This window comes from Streptomyces sp. MBT53, from assembly GCF_016654115.1.
Lineage (GTDB): Bacteria > Actinomycetota > Actinomycetes > Streptomycetales > Streptomycetaceae > Streptomyces.
Window position 1 is genome coordinate 1 of record NZ_JAEQAZ010000230.1, and the last position, 12,021, is coordinate 12,021.

At 70.3% G+C, this 12,021-nt stretch carries 16 protein-coding genes; 10 read left to right on the plus strand and 6 right to left on the minus strand.

Translation table 11 applies throughout. The features are described 5' to 3' along the window. Window positions 1-38 precede the first annotated feature (38 nt). A complete protein-coding gene (locus JHN45_RS44895) occupies window positions 39-776 on the minus strand; it encodes a SigE family RNA polymerase sigma factor (RefSeq protein WP_019066937.1) in 738 nt (245 codons plus the stop codon). Window positions 777-1,030: 254 nt separating this feature from the next. Here JHN45_RS44895 and afsQ1 point away from each other — a divergent pair, with 254 nt between their 5' ends. The 3 genes from afsQ1 to JHN45_RS44910 are packed head-to-tail and all read left to right on the plus strand — an operon-like array spanning window position 1,031 to window position 3,902. Beyond that, window positions 1,031-1,708 (plus strand): two-component system response regulator AfsQ1, encoded by a 678-nt coding sequence (gene afsQ1 / locus JHN45_RS44900; RefSeq protein ID WP_019066936.1) that lies wholly within the window; start codon window positions 1,031-1,033, stop codon window positions 1,706-1,708. Then, window positions 1,705-3,288, plus strand: coding sequence for a HAMP domain-containing sensor histidine kinase (locus JHN45_RS44905; RefSeq protein ID WP_201055162.1), 1,584 nt, complete (start codon window positions 1,705-1,707; stop codon window positions 3,286-3,288). Before afsQ1 ends, JHN45_RS44905 begins: the two co-directional genes overlap by 4 nt. Continuing rightward, window positions 3,288-3,902 (plus strand): hypothetical protein, encoded by a 615-nt coding sequence (locus tag JHN45_RS44910; RefSeq protein WP_200712789.1) that lies wholly within the window; start codon window positions 3,288-3,290, stop codon window positions 3,900-3,902. The genes JHN45_RS44905 and JHN45_RS44910 overlap by 1 nt, the downstream gene beginning before the upstream one ends. A 30-nt stretch (window positions 3,903-3,932) precedes the next feature. On the opposite strand, the gene JHN45_RS44915 is transcribed toward JHN45_RS44910, so the two are convergent. Together JHN45_RS44915 and JHN45_RS44920 are read right to left on the minus strand one after the other, a co-directional pair. Continuing rightward, on the minus strand, window positions 3,933-4,784 hold the full coding sequence (locus tag JHN45_RS44915) for a helix-turn-helix transcriptional regulator (RefSeq protein ID WP_201055163.1): 852 nt from the start codon (window positions 4,782-4,784) through the stop codon (window positions 3,933-3,935). A gap of 19 nt (window positions 4,785-4,803) precedes the next feature. Beyond that, window positions 4,804-5,547 carry a DUF6879 family protein gene (locus JHN45_RS44920; protein ID WP_201055164.1) on the minus strand — a complete coding sequence of 248 codons (744 nt, stop codon included), beginning with the start codon at window positions 5,545-5,547 and terminating at the stop codon, window positions 4,804-4,806. Window positions 5,548-5,722: 175 nt separating this feature from the next. Here JHN45_RS44920 and JHN45_RS44925 point away from each other — a divergent pair, with 175 nt between their 5' ends. The 5 genes from JHN45_RS44925 (at window position 5,723) to JHN45_RS44945 (ending at window position 7,459) form a co-directional block, all read left to right on the plus strand. Beyond that, window positions 5,723-5,926 carry a hypothetical protein gene (locus JHN45_RS44925; RefSeq protein ID WP_201055165.1) on the plus strand — a complete coding sequence of 68 codons (204 nt, stop codon included), beginning with the start codon at window positions 5,723-5,725 and terminating at the stop codon, window positions 5,924-5,926. Then, window positions 5,923-6,141 (plus strand): hypothetical protein, encoded by a 219-nt coding sequence (locus JHN45_RS44930; RefSeq protein ID WP_201055166.1) that lies wholly within the window; start codon window positions 5,923-5,925, stop codon window positions 6,139-6,141. The genes JHN45_RS44925 and JHN45_RS44930 overlap by 4 nt, the downstream gene beginning before the upstream one ends. Continuing rightward, window positions 6,138-6,332, plus strand: coding sequence for a hypothetical protein (locus JHN45_RS44935; RefSeq protein WP_201055167.1), 195 nt, complete (start codon window positions 6,138-6,140; stop codon window positions 6,330-6,332). Before JHN45_RS44930 ends, JHN45_RS44935 begins: the two co-directional genes overlap by 4 nt. A gap of 123 nt (window positions 6,333-6,455) precedes the next feature. Next, entirely contained in the window at window positions 6,456-7,007 is a 552-nt protein-coding gene (locus JHN45_RS44940; RefSeq protein WP_200712794.1) for a VanZ family protein, read from the plus strand. Window positions 7,008-7,255: 248 nt separating this feature from the next. Next, window positions 7,256-7,459, plus strand: coding sequence for a PspC domain-containing protein (locus JHN45_RS44945; RefSeq protein WP_201055168.1), 204 nt, complete (start codon window positions 7,256-7,258; stop codon window positions 7,457-7,459). 175 nt (window positions 7,460-7,634) lie between these two features. On the opposite strand, the gene JHN45_RS44950 is transcribed toward JHN45_RS44945, so the two are convergent. Together JHN45_RS44950 and JHN45_RS44955 are read right to left on the minus strand one after the other, a co-directional pair. Then, entirely contained in the window at window positions 7,635-7,994 is a 360-nt protein-coding gene (locus JHN45_RS44950; RefSeq protein ID WP_019066929.1) for a hypothetical protein, read from the minus strand. Between the two features lie 140 nt (window positions 7,995-8,134). Further along, a complete protein-coding gene (locus JHN45_RS44955) occupies window positions 8,135-9,292 on the minus strand; it encodes an adenosine deaminase (protein ID WP_201055170.1) in 1,158 nt (385 codons plus the stop codon). Between the two features lie 113 nt (window positions 9,293-9,405). Here JHN45_RS44955 and JHN45_RS44960 point away from each other — a divergent pair, with 113 nt between their 5' ends. Together JHN45_RS44960 and JHN45_RS44965 are read left to right on the plus strand one after the other, a co-directional pair. Further along, window positions 9,406-10,164 carry an alpha/beta fold hydrolase gene (locus JHN45_RS44960; protein ID WP_201055172.1) on the plus strand — a complete coding sequence of 253 codons (759 nt, stop codon included), beginning with the start codon at window positions 9,406-9,408 and terminating at the stop codon, window positions 10,162-10,164. A gap of 402 nt (window positions 10,165-10,566) precedes the next feature. Further along, on the plus strand, window positions 10,567-11,577 hold the full coding sequence (locus JHN45_RS44965) for a zinc-binding dehydrogenase (protein ID WP_236584791.1): 1,011 nt from the start codon (window positions 10,567-10,569) through the stop codon (window positions 11,575-11,577). Window position 11,578: 1 nt separating this feature from the next. Here JHN45_RS44965 and JHN45_RS44970 read toward each other — a convergent pair. Beyond that, the coding region (locus JHN45_RS44970) for a LysR substrate-binding domain-containing protein (protein WP_236584792.1) at window positions 11,579-12,021 on the minus strand (443 nt) is incomplete at its 5' end.

A 12,021-nucleotide genomic window follows, 5' to 3' on the forward strand; every position in this document is an offset into this window, starting at 1 on the left:
CCCTTTGTGCTCCCCCGTTCCCCACTTCCCCCCGACCCTCAGGCGACGAGCTCCCCGAAGGCGTCCTCCTCGTCACGGCCGAAGCTGAGGACCTCGTCCTCGCGCATGCGGCGGAGCGACCGCCAGATGCTGGACTTCACCGTGCCGACACTGATGTCGAGGATCTCCGCGATCTCCGGGTCCGTGCGGCCCTCGTAGTAACGGAGGACCAGCATGGTGCGCTGGAGTTCGGGCAGCCGGGCCAGCGCCTGCCACAGGACCGCGCGCAGTTCGGTGCCGCGCATCGCGTCCGTGTCGCCGGGCGTCTCCGGCAGTTCCTCGGTCGGGTACTCGTTCAGCTTGCGGCGGCGCCACGCGCTGATGTGCAGGTTCGTCATGGTGCGGCGGAGGTAGCCCCCGACCGCGGCCTTGTCACTGATCCGGTCCCACGCCTTGTACGTCGAGAACAGCGCGCTCTGCAGCAGGTCCTCGGCCTCGAAGCGGTCGCCGGTCAGGTGGTAGGCGGTCGCGTACAGGGAGGCGCGGCGCTCCTGGACGTAGGCGGTGAACTCCGCCTCCGACAGCGAACGACGCTCCCCCGTGTCCTCCCTGTACCCGCTTCCCCCGTGCGCTTCCCCCGTGTGCGCGTCAACCACCGTCATGTAACCGGTGTGCTGACGCCCGGCACCGCGAACGCACCCCCGCCCGCTCACGGCACCGGACTTCTCGGAACCCCGGGTCACGTCGTGCAGACGCGTGATGACTGCGTTGTTGCTGGTGCTGTGCAGCGTGCTCATCTCGCGCCCCCCGTAGTGGACTTGCCCGGTGTTCGGATCTTCCGGCTCGGTTCCTCGTGGTTCCTTGCCTGTGACGAAAATCCTGCCGGGGTCACTTCATGGACGTGTCCGCCGACTGTCACAGACCTGTCACAGGGGTGGGTCTCTGCGGCCGTCCTCAGAAAACGGACAGTCCGGTCACAGAAAGGAGCGCTACGGGCGCGTACCCGTGCAGGTGTCGAAACACCGCCCCCACATGGGCCAGAATGAGCCCCGTGCCTTCCCTGTTGCTGATCGAGGACGACGACGCCATCCGGACGGCCCTGGAGCTCTCGCTGACGCGCCAGGGACACCGGGTAGCCACCGCTGCCAGCGGCGAGGACGGTCTGAAGCTGTTGCGCGAGCAGCGGCCGGACCTGATCGTGCTGGATGTGATGCTGCCCGGCATCGACGGTTTCGAGGTGTGCCGACGTATCCGGCGCACGGACCAGCTGCCGATCATTCTGCTCACCGCGCGCAGCGACGACATCGACATCGTCGTCGGCCTGGAGTCCGGTGCCGACGACTACGTGGTCAAACCGGTGCAGGGGCGGGTGCTGGACGCCCGCATCCGGGCCGTGCTGCGGCGTGGCGAGCGGGAGGCCAATGACGCGGCCTCGTTCGGTTCGCTGGTCATCGACCGGGCCGCGATGACGGTCACGAAGAACGGCGAGGATCTCCAACTCACGCCCACCGAGCTGCGGTTGCTGCTCGAACTGAGCCGGCGGCCCGGACAGGCCCTGTCCCGGCAGCAGTTGCTGCGCCTGGTGTGGGAGCACGACTACCTCGGTGACTCGCGGCTGGTGGACGCGTGTGTCCAGCGGCTGCGTGCCAAGGTCGAGGACGTGCCCTCGTCCCCGACGCTCATCCGTACCGTGCGCGGCGTCGGTTACCGCCTGGACTCGCCTCAGTGACCGACGCACCAGGGGGGATCCGCGGCTGGCGCCCGGGTCGTAAGGGAGTTCTGTGGCGGCTGCGGTTCACCAGCCTGCGCCTCAGGCTGGTCGTGGTCTTCGGCCTGGTCGCGCTGACGGCCGCCGTGTCCGCGTCCGGCATCGCCTACTGGCTCAACCGCGAGGCGGTCCTCACCCGCGCCCAGGACGCGGTGCTGCGCGACTTCCGCCAGGAGATGCAGAACCACGCAGGCTCCCTGCCCGTGCACCCCACGCAGGACGAACTCATGCGCACGGCGGGCCAGATGGCCAACAGCAGCCAGCGCTTCAGCGTCCTGCTGGTCGCCGAGGACTCCGACGCCAAGACGGTCTACGGCAACTCCGGCGGCCTGAACGGGTTTTCGCTGGAGGACGTGCCCAAGTCGCTGCGCACGGCGGTGAACAAGCAGCAGGCGGTGACCGACGGCAACAAGGAGCCGTACCACCTGTACTGGCAGCGGGTCACCGAGCACGGCACGCCGTTCCTGGTGGCCGGTACGCGGATGATCGGCGGTGGCCCAACGGGCTACATGCTCAAGTCACTTGAGCCCGAGGCGAAGGATCTCAACTCCCTCGCCTGGTCGCTCGGTATCGCCACCGGGCTGGCGCTGATCGGTTCCGCGCTGCTGGCGCAGGCCGCCGCGACGACCGTCCTCAAGCCCGTGCACCGGCTCGGCATCGCCGCGCGCAGACTCGGCGAGGGCAAGCTCGACACCCGCCTGCGGGTCTCCGGTACGGACGAACTCGCCGAACTCTCAAGGACGTTCAACCAGACCGCCGAGGCGCTGGAGAAACGGGTCGCCGACATGGCCGCCCGCGACGACGCCTCGCGCCGTTTCGTGGCCGACATGTCCCACGAGCTGCGGACTCCGCTCACCGCCATCACCGCCGTGGTGGAGGTGCTGGAGGAGGAACTCGACGCCGAGACCGGCAGCGTGGACCCGATGATCGAGCCCGCGGTCCGCCTCGTCGTCAGCGAGACGAAGCGGCTGGGGGATCTGGTGGAGAACCTGATGGAGGTCACCCGCTTCGACGCGGGCACCGCCCGGCTCGTCCTCGACGACGTCGACCTCGCCGACCAGATCACCGCCTGCATCGACGCCCGCGCCTGGCTCGACGCCGTCGACCTCGACGCCGAACGCGGCATCCACTCCCGGCTCGACCCGCGCCGCCTCGACGTCATCCTCGCCAACCTCATCGGCAACGCCCTCAAGCACGGCGGCTCACCGGTCCGGGTCTCCGTCCGCCTGGAGGACGACGACCTCGTCATCGCGGTCCGCGACCACGGCCCCGGCATCCCCGAGGACGTCCTCCCGCACGTCTTCGACCGCTTCTACAAGGCGAGCGCCTCCCGCCCCCGCTCCGAGGGCAGCGGCCTCGGCCTCTCCATCGCCCTGGAGAACGCCCACATCCACGGCGGCGACATCACCGCCGCCAACTCCCCCGACGGCGGCGCGGTGTTCACCCTCCGCCTGCCGAGGGACGCCTCCGCGCTCACGGAGGAACCCGACGCCGAGAACGGCGAGAAGGCCGAGGGCACAGGCCCCGAGGAGAACGCGTGATGACCGCAGGACGCCGCTACGCCGTCCCCCTGGCCCTTCCGCTCCTCGGCCTGCTGCTCACCGGCTGCGGGATCCGCGCCACGGAGGTGCCCACCGACTTCGGCGCCGCGCCCTCACGGGTGCCGTGCACACTCACGGAGCCGGACGTGACGGCCCAGGCCGCGCGAGGGGTACCGGTCCAGGTGTTCCTGCTGTGCGGGTCGTCCCTGGTGGCCGTCGACCGGGCCGTACAGGTGCCGGACGGCACGGCGGACGTACGGCGGCGCGTGATCGTGGCCCAGGGGCTGCTGGACCAGCTCGCCGAGTCGCCGTCGCCGGGCGAACGGGACGCCGGGTACACGACCGACGTACGCGGCGGCATGTCCGTGAGCGGGCCGCACCCCAAGGACCCCAAGGACACGCTGAGGCTGAGCAACGCACCGGCCGACCTGACGTCGTACGCGCTCGCCCAGATCGTCTGCACGTTCTCCGACTCGGCCGCGGCCGAGGGCGACGGCTCCGTCATCCTCGGCGGCCCGGACGACGCCCCGCTGCGCCGCTACGAATGCACGGACGACGTCCGCTCCGCACCGGGGACGAAGGCTCCGCCTTCGAGTGAGGTGACGGGGGGCTGACGGGGCGGGTGAGCCGACGGGGCACGCCGGTCAGACGCCGTTCAGGGCCCGGCGCGCGTGGCCGATCAGGTGCTGGGCTTCGGGGCCGAAGACTGCGGATTCGCGCAGGGTGCGCCAGGTCCGCAGGTAGAGCGCGATCGAGTCGGCGTCGTCGATCCACAGCTCGGCGTGCCAGACCTCGACCATGACGAGGCGCTCGTCGTGCACCCAGAAACCACCGGTCGGCGGGATCTTCAGGGGGGCCGTGAAGGGGACGATCCCCAGCCGGACCGTGTCCATGCCGATCAGCCCGGAGAGGCGGTCGAGCTGGGCGGCCAGCACCGAGGGTGGGCAGATCAACGACCGAAGGGCGGTCTCACCGATCAGGATCTCGAACCGCCGGTGAGCGTCGTAGAGAAACTCTTGCCGCTTCAGCCGGGCGCGCACGGCCGCCTCGGTGTCCTGGGGCGAACGCCGAAGCTCTGTGTACCGGTCGAAGACGTGCCGAGCGTAGTCGGCCGTCTGGAGGATCCCGGGGACGGTGGCCGACTCGAAGCCGTGAACGATGGCCGAGCGCTCGTATTCGGCGGCGATCGTCTGCTGTACGGGCTGATGGCCGCCGGAGAGCTGGCGCCGCCATGAGCGGATGTGGGACTCGAACCCCCTGAGCCGGGCCAGGAGTTCGCCGTACGCGTCGGGCTGGCCGGTCGCGTCGGCCCACGCCCGCAGATCTTCCGGAGTGGCGGTCTGTCTGCCGTTCTCCAGCTTCGAGATCTTGGGCTGTGGCCAACCGAGAAGCCGTGCGAGGCGGGTACCGGTGAGACGGCCGTCGGGCGCGGACATGCGCAGCTCCCGCAGGCGCACTCCGAGCGCCTCGCGCGCCTGCTGATAGTCCGTCGTCACCGGTACCCGGATCGCCCTTCTAGCTGGTGGGCGATGCGAGCTGCTGGAACGGGACGGCGTGATGCCAGGCCGCGTCCCGGAGCATCGCGTACCTGATCACCTCGGCAGGTTCAGTGATTAGCTCCACGTCCGTCAACTCGTCGGCGTCGGTGAAGTTGAGCCGGGCGACCAAGCGCGAATCGAAGATCCAGAAGTCTTCGTTGCCGAGCTTCAGCCGGTCGGCATCCTCACGAAGCAGGGTACGGATGTCCTCCCCGAGATCGGTGTTCCGCTCGGCGTTGATCAGCAGATAGCGCTGCCCGGTGGTCGCCGGGATGTCGACCACCCGCACCCGGGCCACCGACTTCCCGGCCGCCGTCTGGCCGCTGATGGTCCGGCAGTACCAGGTGCTCATGTCCCAGTCGACGCGGCCCTCGGCGAGGAACTGCGCGTATGCCTCCGTCGACTCGTCGGACGCGTACCGGCGCCGGGTCTCCAGCCGCCAGGCGGTGTGCTCGAAGTTCTCGAACAGCCGGTTGAAGGCGTCGAGGTCGATCACGCGTGCCTGGCGAGTCCGGGCCTTCGGCGCCCAGTCGGTGATCAGCTCGCGCGGGACGACAACCGCGACTTCGCCCGGGCCGAGGTGCTGGAGCTGTGCAACGTCCTCGGGACTGGTGAGCGGCGGCCCGTGGACAATCACCTGACCAGTGTCGACGTCCTCATGGATCGACGGGCAGCCGGTGTCCCCGCTGCCGGTTCCGTTGAAGCGGATGTTGCGCGCCATGGGCCCCTCCCTCATCGGGTCGTACTCGGTGATCCGATCTTGTCGCCGGTCCGCCCGGCGCGGCTATGGCCTCCCTGACGTTCCGTGAGAATCCTCGGGCATAAGTGGCACTTACCCGAGAATAACGGCGAATACCTGCTGGCTGACTCAACTGCCCGCCCGTGACGCTGAGTTCATGACCACTGCACACAAGTCGGACACGGCCGAAGCTGTCGAAGCGGTCGAAGTGCTGCGCGGAGCGCTGACGTCGGCGGGGATCGTCCTGCCGTCCCTGGGAGCCGACGCGGCCTCCCCCGACCTGAACCTGATCGACCTGGGGCGGGTGCGCGCGGATGTCGCGCTGCGCCTCGCCGACGTCCTCCGGCGGGGATGCTCATGAGCGGGTTCACACCGGAGGCCGGCGATCTCGCGTTCGACGAGGGGACCGGTCGGGTCGGCCGAGTAATGGGGCACGAGGGCCCGTACTGGCAGCTCCGGCCGACCGGCGGCGGACGCGAGTGGGACGCGTCCGGCCCGCTGCGACCTCCCACGGACACCGAGCGGCTGTCGGCAGGCGTGGCCATGGCCAACGCGCGGAGCCGGGGCGAACTGTGAGCGCGCCGACGGCATCGGCCGACGTCGAGCTGTCCCCGGAATGCATCGTCGGCCGCCAACGCGGCTACGGCGACCTTCACGCCAAGTGCCGTCAGACCAAGGACATCCCGCTCCCGTACGGCGGCGGTCTGCTGCTTCAGCGGCTGTGCGAGTGCGTCTGTCATCGGTACAGGCAGGGGGACGGGTCATGACCGCACCGGCCGAAAGCGCCCCGTAGGTGAACGAGCCCGGAAGCACGGGTGTGGCGGAAGCCTCAGCTTGGTGCTTGGGCCCTACCCGGAACCGATCGTGCCGGAGGGGGCGTCTAGTGGGGCGTGCAGCGTCAAGGCTCCATCGGCGGCAGTGCCGCGATTCGCGTCCGTGTGACAGGGGGTGTCCTCCTCGTCGCACATCTCGTGCTCGTCGCCTGGGTCACGCTGCGCCCGCGGGACGTCCCCTGGGTGATGCCGCCGAACCTGCACCCGCTGGCCAGTATCAGGGCCGATCTGGCGCTGGGCTGGCCGGAGGCGTCGAAGCGGATCGGTGAGGGCCTCGCACTGCTGGCCCCGCTGGGCGTCCTGCTCCCGATGGTGAGCGGCCGGCTGCATGTCTCGCCGCTCGCGTCCCTGATCCGTACGGTCGCCGCGGGCGCGCTGATCTCCCTGGGCATCGAACTGCTGCAGACCGGCGTGCCGGGCCAGGTCGTGGACGTCGACTCGCTGCTCATGAACACGGTGGGCGTGGCCCTCGCGCACGTCGCGATCGTCCCCGCCGCCCGCGCCTGGCTCCGCCGCAGGGGCGAGAGCCCCCTCCCCGCGCCCCTCCTCCAGGAGGAAGCGACTCAGGGACGGACCCCGACGATTCCCAGGGTCGGCATCGCACCGTAGAGCGACGCCCGCCCGCCTCCGGCTCCGTACCGTTGAAGACAGATGGGCAGCCCGCCCACCTCAACGAACGCCCAGGGCCCACCAAGGGCCAGTGTCCCCACGCGTCGGCCGGGAGAGAGCCGTAGGGGGCGCGCCGGTATCGAGAGTGCGAACGCGCGGAGGCGCGCGCAGCGTCGAGCACGTTCGCGCTCTCGACACCGGCTGAGGCGCCCCCGAACGCGAACGACCCAAAAGAAGGAGTGCGCAAGATGACCGCCATTGCCCGCCCCACCCAAGGCCGCATGATCGGCGGAGTGTGCGCAGCGCTGGCGCGGCGCTTCGGTACCTCCGCGACCACGATGCGGGTGATCTTCCTGCTCTCGTGTCTGCTGCCCGGGCCGCAGTTCCTGCTCTACATCGCGCTGTGGATCCTGTTCCCGTCCGAGGACAAGGTGGGCACCGAGGCCTGGTGAACGACCCACGCCGGCCCGGCGCGCGTACGCCGATGGGGCGCACCCCTCGTCCAGGGGGCGCCCCATCGGCGCGTTCGGGGGTGGGCTCGGCCCAACGGGCCCCGGCCCAGCGGGCCCCGGCCAAGCAGGCGTCGGCCCAGCGAGCCTCAACCCAACAGGCGTCGGCCCAGTGGCCTCAGCCCAGCGGAACACCATTCAGCGGCAGGCCGTGCGTGGGCAGGCCCGTCTGGGACAGCGGGAGGCCGCCCAGCAGTCCGGCGACGGGCGCGGTGGGGCCGTCGGAGAGGACCTTCTCGGCGGCCGGCTGCACGGCGGACAGACCACCGGCGAGCGCGGGCTGCGCCTGGCTCAGCGCCTCGCCGGCACCCGGGAGCGCCTTGGTGACGTTCTCCGCGGGCAGCGTGTGGGTCACGGCGCCCAGCACCTGGGTGGTGTCCGGGACCGCCGGAGCCGCGCTCGCGGCACCCGCGCCTACGGCGGCGAAGGCGGCACCGAGGGCGGCGACACCGAGGGTCTTGGCAGCAGACTGCTTCATGGTGAATGCGTCCTTGAATGGGATGACGGGGATGTGAGCGGTCCAAGACCGTAAACACGCGAAGGCATCCGCCGCAAACATCGAAATGCGGACGGATTGTGAACGCCCGCCCGCACCCCGCGTATCCCGTTCGACCCCTGTCAGCTCTCTTCGGGCACAGAACCGCTGGTGGAGGCGGTCTGCCGGAACAGCCATTCGGATTTCAGCTCGGCATATCCCGGCTTGATGACGTCATTGATCATCGCGAGTCGTTCATCGAAAGGAATGAATGCTGACTTCATAGCATTGACGGAGAACCATTGCATGTCGTCGAGCGAATAACCGAACGCCTCGACAAGGTGCTCGAATTCGCTGCTCATGCTGGTGTGGGACATCAGCCGGTTGTCGGTGTTGACCGTGGCCCGGAAGTGCAGCCGGCGCAGCAGCCCGATGGGGTGCTCGGCGTAGGAGTCGGCGGCACCGGTCTGGAGGTTGGAGCTGGGGCACAGCTCCAGCGGGATGCGCTTGTCCCGGACGTAGGAGGCGAGGCGGCCGAGCTTGACCGTGCCGTCGTCCTGGACCTGGATGTCGTCGATGATGCGCACGCCGTGTCCGAGCCGGTCGGCGCCGCACCACTGCAGCGCCTGCCAGATGGACGGCAGTCCGAAGGCCTCGCCGGCATGGATGGTGAAGTGGTTGTTCTCGCGCTTGAGGTACTCGAAGGCGTCGAGGTGGCGGGTGGGCGGGAACCCGGCCTCCGCGCCCGCGATGTCGAAGCCGACGACGCCCAGGTCGCGGTAGCGGTTGGCGAGTTCGGCGATCTCCAGGGCGCGGGCGGCGTGCCGCATGGCGGTGAGGAGCGCCCCCACGCGAATCCGTCGCCCGCCCTCCCTCGCCAGCAACTCCCCTTGGCGGAAGCCCTCGTTGACGGCCTCGACGACCTCTTCGAGGCTGAGCCCGCCGTCGAGGTGCTGCTCGGGCGCGTACCGCACCTCGGCGTACACGACGCCGTCCTCGGCGAGATCCTCCGCGCATTCGCGGGCGACCCGGATCAGCGCGTCCCGGGTCTGCATCACGGCGACGGTGTGCGAGAAGGTCTCCAAGTACCGTTCCAGGGAACCGGAGTCGGCGGCCTCGGCGAACCACACGCCGAGTTTGTCCGGGTCGGTCTCGGGGAGGCCGGTGTACCCGGCGTCCCGCGCGAGTTCGACGATCGTCCCCGGGCGGAGGCCGCCGTCGAGGTGGTCGTGCAGCAGAACCTTCGGCGCCCGGCGGATCTGGTCCGGCGTCGGGGTGTTCGGGGTGCTCTGGCTCGTCATTTCCGCACTCTAACTCCTACGCGCGTAGATCACCCGTTGTACGAATCCGTCGATACGTAACGGTGACCGCGCGGAAGGATGGCGTACACGCTCACTTCTGACACTGTTCTGTCATGGCACAGCAAGTGACGCCGGTTCGGACGGCCCGGCTGGGGAGAGCGCTCGGTCCAGAACCGACCTCGGTGAGCGGCGTGGTCCTGCTGCTCCCCGGCGGCGAGGAGGTCTCCGCCCGCAGGCCGTCCCCCCTGGCAACAGCCTCGGTACGAACACTCGGGCGCCGCCTGTCCCGGGCCGGCGCGGTGGAGGGTCTGGCCGCGCATGTCGTCCACTACCGCGTGCGCGGCTGGAACGGCAGCGAGGCGTATCTCGCGCACGACGCCACCTGGGCGGTGGACGAGGTCGTACGACGCTACGGAGACGTGCCCGTCTGCCTCGCCGGCATCGACATGGGCGGCCGGGCCGCGCTGCGCTCCGCCGGACACGAGGCCGTCAACTCCGTGGTGGCGCTGGCCCCTTGGCTCCCCGAACAGGACGTGGCCGCACCACCCGAACCGGTGAAGCAGTTGGTGGGCCGCCGAGTCCTGATCGTCCACGGCACGAACGACGAACGAACCGATCCCGAACTGTCCTTCCGCCTGGCCACCCGGGCGAAGAAGGCCAACCGCGACGTGTGCCGCTTCGAAGTCCACTCCGACGGCCACGCATTGCACCAACACCGCCAGGAAGTACACGCCCTGACCGAGGACTTCGTCCTGGGCGCCCTGTTCGGCCGAGCATTCGCCCGCCCGGTGGAGGACGCGTTGCAGGCTCCGCCACCGCTGGGACTACGGATGCCGCTGGCGGCGGGCTTCGGGCGGTCCCTGCGGAAGTGAGCGGGGCGCGCGCGGCGGCCGACCGGCGAAAACCCGGGAGGCGGGTAGGCGATGCGGGCTCGCCGCGGCGGCCAAATAACCCGCGCACGGGGCGAGTCGGGCATGCGGTGGCCGCCAGCTTTGGGGCGTTCCCTGTGCAGGTGAGCCGGGCACGAGCACGCGGCGCGACAGCCGACCGGCCGTGACCCGGGACCAGCCGGGACAGACACTCGCGCCGCCCTCGCGTGGCACCCCGGCCAACTGACCAGGCCCCAGGGCCAGTCGGACACGCGCTCGCGTCGATGTTCCGGGGCGCGGCAGTCAACTGGCCGGTCCCCGGCCGAGTCGGGAATGAAGCCCCGGCGGCCGGACGTTGACGCCCGCCGACCCACTCTCCTCCTCGCCCGGGAAGAAGGCAGGCCCATGACGGCGTCCTCCTCGAACACCATGCGTGCCGTACGGCTCCCCGGCCCCGGGCCTGTGGGCAACCTGCGGCTGGTCGCTCTCCCCCTCCCCCCTGAGCGGGACGGGTGGGTGCGGATTCGGGTCGAGGCGTTCGGGCTCAACCGGTCGGAGTTGAAGTTGCGGCTGGGGGTGAGTGAGGGGGTCAGTTTTCCGCGGGTGCCGGGGATCGAGGCGGCCGGTACCGTCGACTCGGCTCCGGGCGGCAGTGGGCTGGTGCGTGGGCAGAAGGTCGTCGCGATGATGGGGGACATGGGGCGTACCTACGACGGCGGTTATGCCGAGTACACGTCGGTGCCGCTGGCTCAAGTGATCCCCGTTGAGACCGAGTTGCCCTGGGAGGTGCTGGGTGCTCTGCCGGAGATGGTGCAGACCGCCTATGGTTCGCTCACCGTCGGACTGGACCTGCGGCCCGGGCAGACGGTGCTGATCCGCGGGGGTACCTCCTCGGTGGGGCTGGCCGCCGCCGCGCTCGCCCGCTGGCGTGGTGCCACGGTGCTGTCCACCACCCGGCGCCCCGACCGGCTCGCCTTCCTCAAGGAGCGCGGGGTCGACCATCCGCTCCTCGACACCGGCGAAGTCGCCCCCGCCGTACGCGAGTTGTACCCGGACGGTGTCGACGCCGCCCTCGATCTGGTCGGCACCCCGACCCTCCCCGACACGCTGCGCGCGGTACGCGTGCACGGCACGGGCTGCTTCGGCGGCAGTCTCTCCAACCAGTGGACCGTCCGCGACTTCTCCCCCAACGAGTACTTGCCCAGGGGCGTCCGTCTCGCGGGGTACTTCGGCGATGCCTCCGATCTCCCCCCGGCGGTCTTCCAGGAGATCCTGGACGCGATCGCCGACGGCCGACTGGCCTTCCCTGTCGACCGCGTGTACGACGGGCTGGAGCAAGTACCCCAGGCCCACGACGACATGGAGCACAACCGCGCCACCGGCAAACTCGTCGTCCGGGTCCGGCACGACAACTGACCTACTCGGGCAGCAGGTTGCCCCTCCTCGACAGCAGGAACTTCTTGAACGCGGCCACCGGGGGTGTGTCCGGGCGGCCGTCCAGCCAGGCCACGCCGATCTCCCGTACCGCCCTCGGGGCCGTCACCGTCAGTTCCGCAACTCCCGGGCGGGGTACGGCCGGTGGGGGGAGCAGAGCCACTCCGAGACCCGCCGCCACCAGGCCCCGTAGCGTCTCCGCCTCCTCGCCCTCGAAGGCGATCTTCGGGCGGAAGCCGGCCTCCGCGCAGACGGCGTCGGTGATGCTCCGGAGGCCGTAGCCCGGTTCCAGGGTCACGAAGGTCTCCTCGGCCGCCTCCGCGAGGCGGATCCGTTTGCGGGAGGCCAGGCGGTGGTCGGCCGGGACGACGAGGCGGAGCTTCTGGACGTCGTGGCCCACCGCCTCGACGTCCAGAAGCTCCGCCT

Bases quoted from the DNA above. Each gene is read 5' to 3' on its own strand.
- JHN45_RS44930 (WP_201055166.1), top strand. From the start codon at position 5,923: ATGAGCGGGTTCACACCGGAGGCCGGCGATCTCGCGTTCGACGAGGGG.
- JHN45_RS44965 (WP_236584791.1), top strand. From the start codon at position 10,567: ATGACGGCGTCCTCCTCGAACACCATGCGTGCCGTACGGCTCCCCGGC.
- JHN45_RS44895 (WP_019066937.1), bottom strand. From the start codon at position 776: ATGAGCACGCTGCACAGCACCAGCAACAACGCAGTCATCACGCGTCTG.
- JHN45_RS44960 (WP_201055172.1), top strand. From the start codon at position 9,406: ATGGCACAGCAAGTGACGCCGGTTCGGACGGCCCGGCTGGGGAGAGCG.
- JHN45_RS44950 (WP_019066929.1), bottom strand. From the start codon at position 7,994: ATGAAGCAGTCTGCTGCCAAGACCCTCGGTGTCGCCGCCCTCGGTGCC.
- JHN45_RS44925 (WP_201055165.1), top strand. From the start codon at position 5,723: ATGACCACTGCACACAAGTCGGACACGGCCGAAGCTGTCGAAGCGGTC.
- JHN45_RS44920 (WP_201055164.1), bottom strand. From the start codon at position 5,547: ATGGCGCGCAACATCCGCTTCAACGGAACCGGCAGCGGGGACACCGGC.
- JHN45_RS44945 (WP_201055168.1), top strand. From the start codon at position 7,256: ATGACCGCCATTGCCCGCCCCACCCAAGGCCGCATGATCGGCGGAGTG.
- JHN45_RS44910 (WP_200712789.1), top strand. From the start codon at position 3,288: ATGACCGCAGGACGCCGCTACGCCGTCCCCCTGGCCCTTCCGCTCCTC.
- JHN45_RS44955 (WP_201055170.1), bottom strand. From the start codon at position 9,292: ATGACGAGCCAGAGCACCCCGAACACCCCGACGCCGGACCAGATCCGC.